We start from the raw sequence: 17,005 nt of genomic DNA on the forward strand, positions 1-17,005 counted from the left end.
TTACCGCTCACTTGAATCCCCCGATTAAAAATATAGTATTTTTTAATTATACAAATTAGGGCAGGTGAATCCAATGACCTAATTACTCCAGTAATGGACATATTTTTAGATATCAAGGGCAGATATTCGCATATTTAGCAGAAAACAAAATAAGACTATCCCATAAGGTCATAGACCTTGAGGACAGCCTTGTTTTAACAAATTCTATTCACCGCTAGGCACAACAATTGGAACACCTTCCGCAATCGGAGTCCCAAAATTAGGCGATCCATCAGGATTCCACCCAAAAGGCTGCATACGCACGTTGCGATTCCAGCCAGAGCCTTGCGTTTTCGCGCCATGATACAAAATCCAGTCCTCTTTCCCGTCTGGCGATTTCGCAAAAGAGTTATGACCGGGTCCGAATACTTGATCTGTTTTTGAAAATACGGCTTTATCATGTTTTTTCCATGAGGCAGGATTCAACAAGTCACTTTTCATCTGTGTACTCAGCATTCCTAAACAATAGTCATCGGTCCAGCTGCCGCTTGCCGAATAAATAACAAAAATTTGATCCTTATGCATCAATACCTGCGGACCTTCATTAATCGTAGGATTCCCGACCAATTCCCAATCATAGGTGGGTCTTGAGATTTCTACTGGTTTTCCGCTAATCGTGTACGGATTACTCATCGGTGCAATGTACAAATGTTGACTTACATTCACCGTACCTTCCCAGCCGGACCAAATGAAATATAACGTTCCATCTTCTTTTTGCAGTGGTGTTCCATCGATTGCCCATCTGCCAGAAGTATCCATCATTCCCCTATCTATATATTTCCCTAGAGGATCATCTGTCTCCGATTCAAGCACGAACATCCGATGGTTCTCATTCTGACCGTCATCTGCTGCGTAGTAGATATACCATTTTCCTTTATGATAATGTAACTCAGGTGCCCAAATGTTTGAAGTATTAGGTCCTGAAACAGGTGGAAACCAGACGTTTTTATATTCAGCATTTGAAAGCCCTGTTAATGTTTGCGACTTCCATATCCGAATCGAGTTTCCCGTTGTATGCGTATAATAATAGGTCCCATCCTTCGAAGTGACCCATGGATCGGCTCCGTTGTCCAGTATAGGATTCGTAAACGTTTTCGCTTCCTTTGCCCGTGATACCGTACTTTTGGTTTCCTTCACAGCTTCCTCTACAACCCCTTTCGAACATCCCGAAAATAGCAAAATACAACCTAATAAAGCAATCAATATGCGCATATGAAAACCACCTTTGACAGCGTTCCTTTTTACTGTTTAACCCCTGTGGCTGTAATGGATTGAATGAATTGCTTCTGACCAATCAAAAATATAATGAGTGTCGGGATCGTTGATAATGTGGCTAGAGCCATCAATTTACCATAGGAAGCCGTAAAGCTGCCGGTTGCCATAACGGCAACTCCCGCCGTAAGTGTTCTCATTTCCAAGTCTGTAACCGTGAAGAACGGCCATACGTAATCATTGAAAACATTCATAAATGTGAAAATAGCGAGCGTTGTAACAATTGAAACAGAAGAAGGCAGCAGTACGGACGTGAAAACGTACCATTTATTAGCCCCGTCGATTCTCGCAGCTTCAATAATTTCATGTGGAAAGGATTGGAAAAATTGAATTAACAAAAATACACCGAGAGCCCCACCGGAATACGGCAATATGAGTACATAATACGTATTGATCAAATTCAAATTACTGAAACTCAAATATTGAGGCAGGAATGAAATAATCCCTGGAACCATTAATGAGCCTATGAATAAAGCAAACAATGTTTTTTTGAAAGGAATGTCCAGCTTAGTTAATGCATAAGCAGCCATGGTATCTAGCAATAGAACTAGGACTGTCGCGGCAAAGCCTACAAAGAATGAATTAAAAATCCAGCGAAAGATCGGAACCTCAACATCTCCCCCCACAAAAATCGTATGGAAATTATCCCATGTAAATTTTTGAGGCAGCAAATGAAACACGGGCGCCATCACTTCAGCATCTGTTTTAAATGAATTTGAAAACATCCATAGCATCGGAAGGATAAAAATGATACCTAGCAGCGAAGCCAACAGCACATAAAAAATCTTCGAAGGTTTCATCGTCCTCTACTCCTTTCTATTTGTGACTTTGAATTGAATAATAGAAACAATCATAATCATTAATCCCATTAAAATAGCCATGGCAGAAGCAGAACCAATTTCTCTGGCTGTGTAAGCCGTTTGCAGAATACCTATTAATAAAACCTTCGTCTCTTCAACCTTATCCCCCATCATTAAATTGGGCTGGGCGAAGACGTTATAGGAGGCAATGGTGGAAGTAATTAGTACAAAGATGATTACGGGTCTAATAAACGGGACTGTGATGCTTTTAAGTCTGTCCCAGCCATTGGCTCCATCTATTTTTGCTGCTTCATAAAGATCCTCAGGCACGCCATTCAGTGCATTTACAAAGATAATCATATTGAAGCCAATGGTCCACCAAAGCGTAGCAATAACTAATGCGAACCATACGAAGGGGCTATCCAGCAGCCATGGAACGGGGTCAAACTCACGAATTCCCAGCTTTGCTATAAACATATTGATAAATCCGCCGGTAACATCGAACATTCGCTTCCAAATCACGGCCATTACCGTTGCCGAAACCGCATAGGGAATAAAATAAATCGACCGAAAGAGTGACCGAAGTTTTGCGGGAAGTGCATTTAGCAGCAAAGCAAAGCCTAAGCCTACAATAACTAAAAATGGAACCGAAAAGACGACAAACTTCAAAGTCGCTTTCATCCCAATGAAGAAAAGGTCATTAGGTTGCGTACCCTTCGTAAAAATTTGCTTATAATTATCTAATCCAACAAACGGATGTACAGGATCCAGTAAATTATATTGCTTGAAACTAATGATAAAGCCATAAATGATTGGAAAGAGCGTAAACGCTAAAAAGGCTAGAAAATACGGCAATATGAATAAGCTTGAAGTCAGCTTTGATTTCCAATTTGATGTTGTTGACAACGGATTCCCTCCTATACTTAGAATTGAAGACGGGTAAAAGATACCCGTCTTCCTTCCTTTCACTATGAATTACTTTTTCATCGCTTGTGTAGATTTGGCTGCTGCATCATCAAGCGCAGCTTTCGGATCCTTCTTACCTTGTAAAGCATTCGCTAATTCTGTCCAAATACTGTCGGAAATGGGACCCCAATTTAATACTTTAGGTGCAAATTGAACATAATCAAAAGACTTAGCAACTTCTGTTTGTTGCTGTGTCATAGCTTTAAACGCCGCGCTGTCACGTACGACTTTGGAAGCAACCGCTTGACCGGACTCTGCCCAATCAATCGAATTGGCAGATACGAATTTCAAGAAATCACCTGCACCTGCAAGAACATTGGCATCTGTCGTTGTTTTAGGAATCACGAAGTTGTGTGATCCGCCGAAAACGGCTTGTTTAACGGTTCCTAATTGTGGAACGGGTGCAACACCATAGTTAATCTTGGCTTTATCGAAAGCATCCTTGGACCAAGGACCATTGAAGTGCATAGCGCTTTTCCCTTGTTGGAACAAGTTAAAGTCACCATCTTGCGCCACAGTAGGAGGGGAAACTTTCATCGTCGATAAGCTTCTCATAAATGTAACGGCTTCTACACCTGCTGGTGAGTTGTAAGCAATATTCCCTTTATCATCTAAAAAGTTTCCGCCATTTTGGAATAGGATGGTCGGGAACAAGAAATTTTGAATCCAGAAAGTTGGCATTGCCGCTCCCCAAACACCTTTGGAAGGATCGGTTAGCTTTTTCGCAGCATCTACAAATTCTTGACGATTAGTTGGAGGCGCAGTAATACCGGCAGCTTTGAACAAATCTTTATTGTAGTACATAATTAATGGATGAACGTCCAAAGGAATGCTGTACCATTTGCCATCTTTTGTTGAGTAATCTACGGTTGCAGCTGGGAAGTTGCTTTTTTCAACACCAACGGATTTTGCGACTTCGTCCAATGGCTGCAGCAAATCTTTCGCAATATACGTAGGGGTTTGGTCAAGATGCATGATCGCTACATCAGGAACTCCTTTTTTCGTTGCGATCGCTGTATCAAGCAGCTTATAGTAATCTCCATTAGGTTGAATCGTCATTTTCACGGTATATTTTTCTTGTGATTTATTGTAATTGTCGACGATTTTTTTCATAAATGGACCATCATTACCTGAGAATGGCGTCCAGAAGTTCACGGTCACTTTTTCCGCGCTTTTTGCAGGTTCAGGTGCTTTGGTTGCTGCCGCTGAAGCTGCTGGTGCTGGTGTTGCCGCAGCTGGAGACGAAGTCGCCGTTTTAGTTGAAGAACAACCTGATAGCACCATTGCCATGGATAGCCCAGCTAAACCAATCATTTGAAACCTTTTCATCTTAACCATGTATATAATCTCCCTTCAATTTGAACACACAATAATGGACTTGCTTCTCTGGCTTGATTTGTGTCAAAATTGTAGTGATGATTGAATTTCGCAAGAATTCAGTCTCACTACCGATGAGCGATCAAAAGGAAAACCCACGCCAATGGAGCCTTTTATCGCTTTCTTTTCAACTCCCCCAACCTTTGAACACTCCAGTTATCCTTACATTCTCTTATATCTCATCACCTCTTCGTTCATTTGTTAACACAACCTAACTATAATGGCTTTGCGAAAGCGTTACCATGACGATATTCAAGGACCATTGGACATATTTTCAGGTAAGCAGCACATTTGAGAAAAGGAGCTGTCCCTTAGGTCTGGATGACCTTCGGGGCAGCTCCTTTATTGATTTCTTCTTCATATATACAACGCGGCAATTACGGACCAATCAACACGCCCTGTATGAATTTCTCCAACACGGCAACATCGGTTATATTCTTGTTGCAAGCCTCGCTGTTCACACACAAGTAATTGCCGATTGCTCTGTAGTAATCAGGCGTAGCGCTTGCAGGCTTCCATTTGGTCACCGCCGTAAATAACGCAACTTCTTCATGCCGATTACACACAAAGCAAATGCCTTTCTTATTCGTAGGCGTATATTTCCCTTCTATTCCGACGAGCTTCCCGTTCAGATGATAAACGAGAAACAATTTATTCGTCGCGATATCGGTCCAGCCGAGATACGTCACGTACCGATAGTCGATGGCCGTTAAATCGGGTACCTTTATTTTTTTTATTTTGGGAAAAAGCTTCTTCAGCTGATTTTCCGTCACGTGCGCAAATTCCGCCAAATAAGGCTCCAAGGAACGCAAATAGTGCTGAAACTCGCCTGCTGTTTGCAGCAGCGTTATATTCCCCAGTGCTTGCTTTTGCAGCCCATTCGCATCCGGAACCACCTCGTTAAGTTTGGCTTGCGCGTTATATCGCACCGACTCCACCACTTTCCGATCGGAAACGGAGTTACAGGTACTTTGCAGCAGATTGACCTGCTTCTTGATATCATTATACTGATGGTTTCTAATGAATGGTTGATTCATTGCTTTTCAGCCCCTTATTTTTGATAAAAATAAAATAAGTTGCAAAGCCCCATTATTAGAAACGATTTAAGCTTACTCGGGCGATCACGACTTCCAAATCACCCCATGCAAAGATCGCCCTAATGTAAGGCTTTGCATGAGTCGTTACTTATTCCGGCAAATTGATTTGCCATATTTACCGCCTCCCTTGTAAGAACTATTATAATGTAGGTCCTTCATTAGCTGCAAGATATAACACTGACACTCTACATATACCCAAGCAAAGGCTCAGCCAACCGAAACTTATACACCTGATGAAACTTCTCCCTTAGCTTCGGTTCCAAATAATCATCCACGTAATGCATAAGAATCATCTTCATTTGAATGGATTCCGGCAGCGTCAGTAGTTCTTTGAGTGACGTATGCGACGGCAGCTGATCATCCTGCATATGACATTCGTGATAAATGGTTTGTACTTCATCGGCGATACTCCGAATGTAGTTTTCATCCAATCTAGTATCCCCGCTAAAGTAAAAGTACGGCTTGCACAGAAGACCGTAACTAAGCATGTCCGGCACATGCAACGTAGGGACAAGTTCGAATTTCACACCCGCAACCGTAAACACACTATCCACACATTCAACGTCAAAATAGTCCTCAAACACGCGTTTTCCCCGCGTTGTCAACTCCAATCCGTGGCGCAAAATTTGCCATAAATCGTCTTTTAAACCGGTAGGTACATAAAGCTTCGGCTTCATTCTGCCCGGATACACCCGGTGATACAAAGTGAGTTTCTGCAAGCCATTCACGTGATCCTCATGCAGATGAGTGATAAAAATATGCTCAATCTGATTGAGCTTCATTCCAAATTGATGCAGCCCAAGGTGATTAGACTCAGGGAAATCTATACATAAATTCGTATCTGCAAAGGTAAGAAGAGCACTATTATGCCCTTGCTCAATACTAAAACCGTCTCCACAACCCAGAAATGTTACTTTCATATAACCTCCATTTTTCGTATGTGATTCAATGTATTTTTATACTATGATAGTTGATAGATATGGCATATTAGGAGGATAACATGAACAAACTACATAAACCGAAGCCAAAAATTCACCTGCGCTCTTCCATCTTTATCCTAATGATTTCCTTAATTATTGTACTACTTACGGATAGCGTATTCTACTATTATACGAAGAGAATGCTAACATCTGAGCTTGAAACCAAGCTGCAGCTTATCGCCGATAACGTCGCCATCTCGATTAAACATTCCAAAACGGGAGAGAAATATGTTGAAAACCTAATCGGTCAAAATCTGCGTACAGCCTCTTTAGCAGCACAATACCGACTCGATCCCGACATTGAGAAAGTAACTAATGAAGAGCTTATTGTTCTCAGTAAGGAGTTAATGGTCGATCATATTACGCTAATGAAACGAAGCGGTGATGATATTATTGGCTATAAATCCTCTGAGCCAAAGGAAATTAACATGAGCACCAAATCCTGGTCCAGAGATTGGTTTCAAGCGTTCAATCAGCTTCTAGACACCAAAGCAACGAATGTACAAAGCGGTCAAGCGCTGCCTCATTATTGGTCAGGACCCATGAATACGTCCATTTCGAACCCTCAGTCTGTTGACAAATGGGGCTATTATTACGATGGTCGCACGAATTATATTCTCGATCCCTACGTGCATGATACGTTCTTCCGAGATTATCAACGGGAAACAGGTGTCGATGCTGTTATTAATGAAATGATTCATGGCTATACCAACCATGGCGTCAAAGAAATTGCCGTTTACAATCCCCCTTTCTTCCTGAAACAACAGGAACAGAATATTAAGGAAGGCTATACCTGGTTCACAGATCGGGAAATATTGTTCGGATCCTATACGATGAAAGATAATCGGGATCAAGAAATGGTTCAAGACGTCATGCAATCGAAGCAAACAAAGGAACTTATTACTAGGATCGACGGAAAAACTTATCTCAAAATGTTCATCCCGCTCCAATTTGATTCTCCAGTCGTTATCGGTCTGACGGCCGATTATGAAACCGTACAAAAATCAATTCAACAACAGCAAGTGAACCTGCTCATTCTAATCGGATCAACTGCACTAATCGCATTCATCCTAGTTATTCTAAGCATTCGCTTCATCAATCGGAATCGTGAAGCGACCGCGGAAAGTATCCAAGAAGTATACGTTGATCATATCGGCTCACTGTTCCGCTCCATGAAAGAGCAGCGCCATGATTTCAATAATCATGTGGCTACGATACATTCCCTCGTTCATTTGAAAGAATATACGGAATTAGATCGTTACACTACCGAGATTATTGGTGAAACGACCGCTTTGAATGACATTATTCAAATTAACGTGCCCGCATTATGCGCGATTGTACAATCTAAGGTTATACAAGCCGTTGAGCGCAAAATTACATTCATTCATGAAGTCGGTAATTTAAATCAGATCAACCTTGGAGCTGTCAAAGCGACAGATTTGGTTCGAATCATCAGCAATTTAATCGATAACGCGTTTGATGCTGTTACTGTTTCCAAAAAGGCAGAGGATAAAGAAGTTCGTTTAATAGGCATTTTGGAAGGCAATGTGCTAACATTCAAGGTCATCAATAACGGAGAACCGATCCCCAATGATCGTCTAGAAAGCATATTTGAGCCTGGCTTCTCTACGAAACAAGAATCCGGACTCCACGCCGGTTTAGGTTTGAGCATTGTCAAAAAACTAGTGGACAAATATGACGGAACCGTTCATGTCAGCAGCTCAGAAGCCGAAACCAGTTTTACAATTTCCATTGTTGTATAAAGATGATTATACGAACATTATCTATTTGACATCATTTAATGTTCGTATTATGATAGTCAGGGCAGTAAGTAATAGCCACATACGTTTAAATCGTTCGTATATCCTTGAGGATTGGCTTAAGGGTCTCTAGAGGGAGCCATAACTTCCTAGCTACGACGGGTACTTGCTTTCGCATACCCGTGTGGCTGGGTTTTTTTGTGTCCAAAATTGAATGATCCAGAGGAGATTGCAATGAAAACATATGATTTTATCGTTGTTGGTGCAGGACCTGCCGGTATTTTTGCCTGTTATGAAATGACATTGCTTCACCCTAGCGCTAAAGTATTGCTCGTGGACAAAGGCCATGATATATACCATCGCAGTTGTCCGATCCTGGAAAGTAAAATCAAACTGTGTCCTCCCCCAGCAGGCAAAAAGGACTTCTCTGGCTGTCTTCCTGCCTGTTCAATCACGGCTGGCTTCGGCGGCGCGGGCGCTTATAGCGACGGCAAATTCAACATCACCACCGAATTCGGCGGCTGGATGACAGATTATTTGGCACCAACCAAAGTGATCGATCTGATTCGCTATGTGGATAGCATTAATCTACAGCATGGTGCAACCGAGAATATGACGGACCCTACGACTGAAGCTGTAAAAGATATTGAACAGCGCTCCTATGCTGCAGGCTTAAAGCTGCTTCGCGCTCAGGTTAGACATCTGGGAACCGAGCAAAATTTGATGATTTTGAAATCTATCTATGAACATTTGAAAACACGCATCGATATGCAGTTCAAAGCTGAAGTTGAAGATATCCTAACTTTCAAAAGGGAAGACAAGCATGTCATCCAAGGCATTCGGATGAAGGATGGTACTGAAATTCATAGTAATCAAGTGATGTTAGCGCCAGGTAGAGACGGCTCTGCATGGTTAACGCAAGTACTCAAAAAGCGCAGACTCAAAATGTATAACAATCAAGTCGACGTAGGCGTCCGCGTAGAAACGTCGGATGTCGTTATGCGCGAAATCAACGAACATCTTTATGAAGGTAAGTTTATTTATAATACATCGGTGGGTACACGAGTACGTACATTCTGTAGCAATCCATCCGGTCATGTTGTGGTCGAGAATCACAGCGGCGTCATGGCAGCGAACGGCCACTCTTACAAGGATCCAGCCCTAGGTTCCAGTAATACGAACTTCGCCCTGCTCGTTTCTCATAAATTCACTGAGCCTTTCGATAAGCCGAATGAATATGCGAGGGAAATATGTAAACATGCGAATGACTTATCCAGCGGCGGCGTTATCGTGCAGAAATTTGGGGACATCACTCGCGGACGCAGGTCAACGGCTGATCGGATTCGCGAAGGCTTCCTTGAGCCGACTTTATCGGAAGCTGTTCCTGGAGATCTAGGACTTGTGCTTCCTTACAATACCATGAAAAGTTTAATTGAAATGATTCATGCACTTGAAAAGGTAACGCCAGGTATAGCTTCTGAGCATACTCTTTTCTATGGAGTTGAAGCGAAATTCTATTCCGCGCGTCCTAAACTTAATGAAAGTTTTGAAACCGAGATACAAGGCTTGTTCTGTGGTGGTGACGGGGCAGGCATTACAAGAGGGTTGGCCCAAGCTGGGGCTGCAGGTGTCTGGGTGGCACGCAACGTGGTCGGCCGTATAAAGTAAACGATTTAACGTCAGAATCGGAATAAGCATGATACAAAAATCATCTTGTTGTCTAGCAGATTTACAGCAGTTTTAACGACTCGATTTAAAAAAGAAAAAGGGCAACCCCTTAGGTCATTTTTGACCTTTTGGGATAGCCCTTTCTCATTCTTTTGTTTCTGTCGAAGTAAGGAAAAGTCATTCGACCTCTTTAGCGGAACGTCGTTCCTCTTCATCATGATTTCGAGTGTTTTTCGTACAATTAGCGCATCGACGTTCCCTCAGCTATCCCGCCATTCTCCGCCTGAACGACCTTTGACTTCGCAAGTCGGTTGGTTTCGATATAATTGCCTACTCTGGCCATAACCATTGAGGTTAGCACCGTAAAAACGACGAGTCCGTAGAAGCCGGCACCGATACCAATGCCAACTCCACCTACAAATAAAATCATCGCTGCTGATGTTAGTCCCTTCACTTGAAAGCCGTCCTTCAAAATCACGCCCGCACCCAAAAATCCAAGGCCGGCTACAATTTGGGCCGCTAGACGCATGGGGTCCATCATGGTCCGGTTTGTCTCAGAACTGTACTTCTCCACACTGTATATGGAGATAATTGTTAATAACGCACTGGATACACAGACATACATAAATGTTTTAATTCCGGCCGGTTTATTTTTGGTTTCCCTGTCCAATCCAATGATAAAGCCTACAAAAGCACTTATAAGGATACGGAGATACATTTCCAAGTGAGTTGCTGAATAGACGTTATACCACAAATCGCTCAATTCTAGTCCCTTCCTTCAGTGTGCATTCCTCCAGATCAACAACAGAAGCATCATTAAGGATGCTCGCTATTCACAATGGCTTCCGCTGGTAGTAAACGGTCCACGTAATAAATATTTGCCAGCCTGTTAGGCGTGAAATTGGAAGCAAAGCCGAAGCTTAATTGAGCTTTCTGCGGGTGCTTCCTATCTGTTAGATGAATGCCCAGACCCTCCGGTTCTCTGAAAGAGAGCGTATCCCCCGCAGTTATCAACTGCTTGTCAATGACTTCACCCGTATTTAAATCTACTGCTGTAATGTAAGTATTCCCTGTAGGCGCAACCGATCCGCCCGAACCGTAGGAATTACCTTCCAAAAGGTATAAATATCCCCCATAGGAAGCGAAACCTTGAAAAGTACCAACCACAGGTTGAGGAACGTCAGCCAAGGGCTTGTAATGATTCCGTTTGATTTCCTCCAGCTCATATACACCGAAACGGAATGAGCCGTCAATGCGATACCGCATGGTCAACAATCCGCTCTCCGCATCAATATTGACGGTCGTTCGATCCGCACCTTCCACAAGGCGGTGTTTTACTATCTCCGGCGATTCGGAGCTAAGAATCTTCCCATTCTCGAAAGGGAATCTGGCAATTTGCGTTCCCCAGCCGCTGCTGCCTTCTTTGACGGAGTCCGTTTCCGTCCATAAATAGGCAGTTTCACCCACTGTTTCCACACCGATCTGGACCCCATGTCCGAACCCCTTCAAGTACATGTAGCCGAGCTTGTTCCCCTGCATGTCTAGCTTCGTCAATGCCAGATCGCCGTTTGCATCCCTTTTTGCACCGCTAACCACAGCCGTTTCCCCTGGCAGCTGCTGCCCGCCTGCCATCAATTGAACCACATAAATGTGCTGATTCACATTATCGAAAGCAAACGATTGCAGAACCGTACCATTTTGCAGCGCTTTTTCATGTACCAACTCAGAAGCAGGTTCCGAAAGGACAAACATTTTGGATTTTAATGCATCACGTTCTGCGTGGATAGAGGAAGATGAGAAAGGGAGAACACTTATAACTGCCACTCCAATTACAATTGTCGCAAAATGTCTTGCACCAACGGCCTTCCGAAATGCCTGTTTCATCTTTCCTTTAAAGGTATTCATAGGTCAACTCATCTCCTTGTTTAAAGGTTGTGCAGCGGTTGCTATCTCGTGCCTAATCCGCATAGCCGGGCGCGGGTTATTACAGGTCATTAGAGCTACTCCGCATTCCAACGAATAATACACCTGCTGATCAACGTCTGGGCAGTAACTCCATGACTTAATGCCAAGATCCAGAAAGTCCTTGACGATCTTTGGCGTCAACAGCTTCATACTAATACCTACCACCCACATCTTGGAATAGGTGCCATCGGGTCCGGAATCAAAATTTGTCATCAGCTCTGCCGGGAAACCTTGTGTCTTTAACTGGTAGGAATCGTGAAAATATGCGAGGATCGCCGCATCAAAGCTAGTGAATACACAGCGTTGAAGATAGCCGTAATCCTCCAGCATCGCAACCGCTTTATCCGCAACCTCTTTTGCATGACGACTTGGCTTAACCTCTACATTTAAAAGCACTTCCGGATAGGCGTTAAGAAGTGTGCACAGTTCCTCAAGGGTAGGAATCTTCAGCCCCTCAAACACCGGATCAAACCAGGCTCCCGCATCCAATTGTTTAAGCTCAGCCAACGTGTAGTCACTCACTTGACCGGAACCATTCGTTGTGCGATCTACTGTTTCATCGTGTATGACAACGACCACGCCATCCTTGGACAGCCGGAGGTCGAACTCCAGCATATCCACTTCTGATTCTAAAGCTTTTTGAAAGGCAAGCAGCGTATTTTCCGGATAATCAGATTTCAATCCTCTATGTGCAGCTACAATGATATCGGTATTGTTTTCAAGATGTTCAATCTTGCTCATCTCATCTTCCATCCTTTCCTGAAAGCCGACAATACTAGCATGCGTGACCTACTTTTTAATAATCCGCTCTGTTTCTTTCTTAAAGGTATCTAGGGTAGCCTCAATATTTTTGTTATCATACATAATGGCCTGGATGGCTTTGTTGAACTCCTGCATAACCTGTGTCCAAGCTACATGCTTATTCGTATCGACCGCATATTGAAGCTGATCATAAGCCACTTTACGATTCGGCTGTTTGGCCCAAAGATCCTTCATTTGTTGGGACTCCACCATCTTTTTAGTAAAAGGAAGATAGCCAGAATCCAAAATGAACTGTAAGCCGCCTTGAGGATCAGTCATGGTCCAACGAATAAATTCCCATGCGGCCTCTTTATTTTTCGAGTTGGACATTAACGCAACATTCGCCCCACCCGTAGGGTTCGCATACACTTGATCCATTGGCAGGAAGGCCGTAACATAATTAAATTTTGCTGTATCCGTTAAACTGCCGATGACACCGGTGGATTGGAACATCATACCGATCTTGCCGCTCGAAAACATCTGGTTGACGATATTGCCTGAATCCTGGGCTGGAGGGTAATATAAGGCACCGGTGCTTTGCATATCCTTCAGGAATTTAAAAACTTTCACGCCTTCCCCATTGTTAAATCCGATTGAGGTATTGGCATCATTGAAAAACTTGCCTTTTGCTTGAGTGATCATAGCAATGGGATACCATGTATCGTATGGCATGCTGTATCCGTAGCGCTTAGTCTCTCCATTTTCTTTAATCACCAGCGCGTTTGCGACTTTATTCAATTCATCCCACGTTTTAGGTACAGCGAGTCCTTTCTCATCCAGCATCGTCTTGTTTATATGTAAAATCGGTGTTGAACGATTTAATGGCAAAGACACCAATTTATCATTGAAAATCGAATGCCCTAGAAGGCCGGCTGTAAAGTCATCCTTGCTTAAACCTGACTTCTTAAGAAAAGGATTCATGTCTTCCAATACCTCTGAATCTGCAAACAGTTGTACATAGGCCCGCTCAAGCATGGCTACATCAGGTCCGGTTTTAGCGGCAACAGCCTGTTGAAGCTTGGTAACGGTTTCATCATAAGAACCCTGAAAGGTTCCAACCACCTCAATTTTATCCTGAGAGGCATTAAAGCGTTTGATCATGGCATCCGTGTATTCACCGTTTTTGCCGCCTAAGGAATGCCAGAATTGAACAGTTGTTTTACCTCCCGCGCCGGTCGGTGTCGTCGGTGCAGTTGTCGAGGATTGGGGATTTGACTTGGGTTCAGTTGTTTGCTGTGGCTGACCGCTGGTACAAGCTGCAAGTAGAGTTGACAGCATAGTCATCGACAACAATACAATCGAAAGCGCTTTCTTCATAACGGATGACCTCCAAATAGGTTATAGTTTTTCTAGCAAGGAAAATTCAAGCTTCATTTTATCCCAGAATAAACAAATGCTTTGACGATTTGCTTGGAAGCAAACAGATATACGATAAGAATAGGTACAACCAATACAACGTTTCCTGCCATGATGATATGCCAGTTGCTTATTCCCTCGGTTTCCCTCAACATCGCTATTCCCATCGTTAAAGGCCGAACCTGCGCCGAATCGGTCATGACCAACGGCCAGAAATAATCGTTCCAATGGCTGACAAAGCTGAATAAGGCAATCGTTGCTAAAGCTGGCATTGACATGGGGATCATGATTTTCATAATAATTTTAAATTCACTGGCGTTATCCAATCTGCCTGATTCTATTATTTCCTGTGGAATTTGCATAAAATATTGGCGCAGCAGAAATATCCCAAATGCGTTTGCCATGAAAGGAATAATTTGCGGCAAAAGCGAGTTGATCACTCCCCATTCTGCTAACATCAGGTATACTGGGATAAACGTTACCTGCCCGGGAATCATAAACGCCAGCAAAACCAACGCAAATATAATCTCTTTCCCCGCAAACTTATACTTAGCAAACGCATACGCGGCTGGGATCATCACAATAAACTGCAGGATAATGATGGAGAATGTGATAATAAGAGAGTTTCTTGCATAGGTCAAAAACGGACCCGCCCTCATAGCTTCCACAAAATTAATCCATTGCGGCCATGCTGGAATCCAGGTAGGCGGAAACGCCAATGTTTCTTCAAAGGTCTGCAGCGAAGTTGAAATCATCCATAAAAACGGAAATATAAACACCATCAAAATTGCTGCTTTACATATAAATCCAAATGTCCATTTGATGGATTTCAGATTGAATGTCACCGATTGTACACCCCCTTTGTCTTGGTCATTTCTGCTGATTATTGATAATGAACTCTTTTGGACAGCAATCGGAAATAAATGAACGTCAGAATTGCAATAATCGCCATCAAGACGACGCCAGTAGCCGAAGCGTAACCGATACTATTTGTTCTAAATTCGTAAATATAGTAAACGAGAGTCGTAGTCGCATTATTGGGACCGCCTGCTGTCATGATTTTTACGGTATCAAACACCTTAAAGGAACCGATGGTCATAATGATCAATATAAAAAACAGCTGCGGAGAAATAAGCGGTAAAGTAATCTTGTAGAACATCTTGAACCTGCTAGCGTTATCCAGTGCAGCGGCTTCGTAAATGCTCGGCGGCACGCTTTGAAGCGCAGCAACGATGATTAACGTATAGTATCCGATATTTTGCCAGACGGATACGATAATCACGGAGAGCATTGCTGTATTAGAGCTCTGCAACCACGAAGAAGGCGGGAGACCAATAGCCTTTAGCAGAAAATTCAGTATGCCGTGATTAGGCTCCATAAGCCACATCCATACTAAAGCGACAGACACAATGGAAATGATATGTGGAGTGAAAATTCCGGCTTGCACAACCGCGTTGAAGCGTGTTTTTTTATTTAACCAGATGGCAATCAGCAGAGATAGAAGCATCGTGAGCACGACAACCCCTACCGTGTAGACAACCGTATTGCTTAGAGCCTTGTAGAAATCTTCACGAGTGAATATTTGTGTGAAATTGTCAAAGCCGATGAATTTGCTTCTATCTTTATTCATTAAGTTGTATTTATAAAAACTTAATTGAATTAAATAGATCACCGGATATATGACGAAAAGAATAATGCCTGTCATAGCGGGTAAGACCATCACATAGGGTCGAATCGCTTCCCAAATTCGTTTTTTATCCATTTTGCTGCCCTCTCAGCATCTTTAAATAGTTACCAAAACGGGCATCGCTCTCATCGATCCGGTTCTCATCCGCTCCAAAGAAAAAGATCTTAGCCGCATCCACTCCGACATAAACTTTCTGATCAAAAGAAAACAAATCTTCGGTGCATTTGATCATAAACGTATACTCGCTAGATTTGACCTGATAGATCGTTTCAGACCCAAGCATTTCTCTCGTGGCAACCACACCCTGCATAGAAAAATGAAAGTCTCCTGGTTCAGCGGATAGCATGGCACTCTCCGGGCGAAAGCCGAACTTTACCCCGTCTACGCCCAAGTCACCAATATTCATCGGTGGAACTCCGATAAATTGTGCTGCAAAGAGGTTGTTCGGCCGGCGATAAATGACCTCGGGAGGGGCTTCCTGCTGAATCCGTCCGCGATTCATCAGTACAATGGTATCCGCCATTGACATGGCCTCTACTTGATCATGAGTGACATAAACAAAAGTCGTACCGAGTTTTTTATGCATCTCAATGAGTTCAATCCGCATCTGGACCCTTAGCTTGGCATCGAGATTGGACAGCGGCTCATCCATAAGAAATACGGATGGTTTTTTCACCATGGCGCGGGCCAGAGCCACACGCTGGCGTTGTCCCCCAGATAAAGTGGACGGTTTACGGTCCAGATACTCATATAACCCTACGGTTGCGCTGATTCCCTCTACCAATCGGGTTCTTTCCTCTTTGGCTACCTTATTGTTCTTCAAACCAAATTCAATGTTTTCCCTTACGGACATCGTGGGGTAAATGGCATAGTTTTGAAATACCATGGCTACGCCTCTTTGACCTGGAGCAACTCGTGTTACATCCTTACCGTTGATAAGTACAGATCCTGATGTATGGGGATCAAGCCCGGCAATCATTCGGAGTAGTGTTGTCTTCCCGCAGCCTGACGGACCTACCAATACAGTGAATTTGCCATCCTCAATCTTTAAATTCAAACCTTCAATAATAATATTTTTATCAAATGACTGTGTGACTTGTACGAATTCAATGGACGCCAAGAGCAATCCTCCTCACCAATTATTCCCAGACTCAAATATGATTGCGTTTACAAATTGGAATAGGTGTTCAATTGCGCTTATTAACAAACATTCAGTTTTATGATACAATTCTTTATA

15 protein-coding genes and 1 riboswitch are annotated in these 17,005 nt (G+C 43.0%); of the genes, 2 read left to right on the forward strand and 13 right to left on the reverse strand.

What is annotated here, in order from left to right:
- Positions 1 to 204 precede the first annotated feature (204 nt).
- The 6 genes from QFZ80_RS24925 to QFZ80_RS24950 all read right to left on the reverse strand — a co-directional run bounded on the left by QFZ80_RS24925 (position 205) and on the right by QFZ80_RS24950 (position 6,471).
- On the reverse strand, positions 205 to 1,251 hold the full coding sequence (locus tag QFZ80_RS24925) for a glycoside hydrolase family 43 protein (RefSeq protein WP_307553344.1): 1,047 nt from the start codon (positions 1,249 to 1,251) through the stop codon (positions 205 to 207).
- A gap of 29 nt (positions 1,252 to 1,280) precedes the next feature.
- Complete coding sequence (locus tag QFZ80_RS24930) at positions 1,281 to 2,111, reverse strand: carbohydrate ABC transporter permease (protein WP_307561648.1); 831 nt, start codon at positions 2,109 to 2,111, stop codon at positions 1,281 to 1,283.
- 6 nt (positions 2,112 to 2,117) lie between these two features.
- Positions 2,118 to 3,017 (reverse strand): carbohydrate ABC transporter permease, encoded by a 900-nt coding sequence (locus QFZ80_RS24935; RefSeq protein ID WP_307561650.1) that lies wholly within the window; start codon positions 3,015 to 3,017, stop codon positions 2,118 to 2,120.
- Between the two features lie 69 nt (positions 3,018 to 3,086).
- Complete coding sequence (locus QFZ80_RS24940; RefSeq protein ID WP_307553341.1) at positions 3,087 to 4,415, reverse strand: ABC transporter substrate-binding protein; 1,329 nt, start codon at positions 4,413 to 4,415, stop codon at positions 3,087 to 3,089.
- 416 nt (positions 4,416 to 4,831) lie between these two features.
- Positions 4,832 to 5,491, reverse strand: coding sequence for a FusB/FusC family EF-G-binding protein (locus QFZ80_RS24945; RefSeq protein WP_307561653.1), 660 nt, complete (start codon positions 5,489 to 5,491; stop codon positions 4,832 to 4,834).
- A gap of 245 nt (positions 5,492 to 5,736) precedes the next feature.
- Positions 5,737 to 6,471 carry an MBL fold metallo-hydrolase gene (locus QFZ80_RS24950; RefSeq protein ID WP_307561656.1) on the reverse strand — a complete coding sequence of 245 codons (735 nt, stop codon included), beginning with the start codon at positions 6,469 to 6,471 and terminating at the stop codon, positions 5,737 to 5,739.
- Positions 6,472 to 6,551: 80 nt separating this feature from the next.
- Here QFZ80_RS24950 and QFZ80_RS24955 point away from each other — a divergent pair, with 80 nt between their 5' ends.
- Together QFZ80_RS24955 and QFZ80_RS24960 are read left to right on the forward strand one after the other, a co-directional pair.
- Positions 6,552 to 8,294 carry a sensor histidine kinase gene (locus QFZ80_RS24955; protein ID WP_307561658.1) on the forward strand — a complete coding sequence of 581 codons (1,743 nt, stop codon included), beginning with the start codon at positions 6,552 to 6,554 and terminating at the stop codon, positions 8,292 to 8,294.
- 74 nt (positions 8,295 to 8,368) lie between these two features.
- Positions 8,369 to 8,467: riboswitch (purine riboswitch) on the forward strand.
- Positions 8,468 to 8,525: 58 nt separating this feature from the next.
- Positions 8,526 to 9,959, forward strand: a complete 1,434-nt coding sequence (locus QFZ80_RS24960) for an NAD(P)/FAD-dependent oxidoreductase (RefSeq protein ID WP_307553337.1) — start codon at positions 8,526 to 8,528, stop codon at positions 9,957 to 9,959.
- Between the two features lie 241 nt (positions 9,960 to 10,200).
- Here the strand turns inward: QFZ80_RS24960 and QFZ80_RS24965 are convergent, their stop codons facing one another.
- The 7 genes from QFZ80_RS24965 to QFZ80_RS24995 all read right to left on the reverse strand — a co-directional run bounded on the left by QFZ80_RS24965 (position 10,201) and on the right by QFZ80_RS24995 (position 16,888).
- The gene (locus QFZ80_RS24965; RefSeq protein WP_307555977.1) at positions 10,201 to 10,677 is read right to left on the reverse strand and encodes an MgtC/SapB family protein; all 477 of its coding nucleotides are present in this window, start codon (positions 10,675 to 10,677) and stop codon (positions 10,201 to 10,203) included.
- A 98-nt stretch (positions 10,678 to 10,775) separates the two neighbouring features.
- Positions 10,776 to 11,864 carry a phage baseplate protein gene (locus QFZ80_RS24970; RefSeq protein WP_307561660.1) on the reverse strand — a complete coding sequence of 363 codons (1,089 nt, stop codon included), beginning with the start codon at positions 11,862 to 11,864 and terminating at the stop codon, positions 10,776 to 10,778.
- A 3-nt stretch (positions 11,865 to 11,867) separates the two neighbouring features.
- A complete protein-coding gene (locus tag QFZ80_RS24975) occupies positions 11,868 to 12,665 on the reverse strand; it encodes a glycerophosphodiester phosphodiesterase family protein (protein ID WP_307561662.1) in 798 nt (265 codons plus the stop codon).
- A 48-nt stretch (positions 12,666 to 12,713) separates the two neighbouring features.
- On the reverse strand, positions 12,714 to 14,042 hold the full coding sequence (locus tag QFZ80_RS24980) for an ABC transporter substrate-binding protein (protein WP_307561664.1): 1,329 nt from the start codon (positions 14,040 to 14,042) through the stop codon (positions 12,714 to 12,716).
- Between the two features lie 53 nt (positions 14,043 to 14,095).
- Positions 14,096 to 14,863 carry a carbohydrate ABC transporter permease gene (locus QFZ80_RS24985; protein WP_307564236.1) on the reverse strand — a complete coding sequence of 256 codons (768 nt, stop codon included), beginning with the start codon at positions 14,861 to 14,863 and terminating at the stop codon, positions 14,096 to 14,098.
- A 101-nt stretch (positions 14,864 to 14,964) separates the two neighbouring features.
- A complete protein-coding gene (locus QFZ80_RS24990; RefSeq protein ID WP_307553333.1) occupies positions 14,965 to 15,843 on the reverse strand; it encodes a carbohydrate ABC transporter permease in 879 nt (292 codons plus the stop codon).
- Complete coding sequence (locus tag QFZ80_RS24995) at positions 15,836 to 16,888, reverse strand: ABC transporter ATP-binding protein (RefSeq protein WP_307561666.1); 1,053 nt, start codon at positions 16,886 to 16,888, stop codon at positions 15,836 to 15,838. The genes QFZ80_RS24990 and QFZ80_RS24995 overlap by 8 nt, the downstream gene beginning before the upstream one ends.
- Positions 16,889 to 17,005: the final 117 nt, after the last annotated feature.

Source organism: Paenibacillus sp. V4I7, assembly GCF_030817275.1.
GTDB lineage: Bacteria > Bacillota > Bacilli > Paenibacillales > NBRC-103111 > Paenibacillus_E.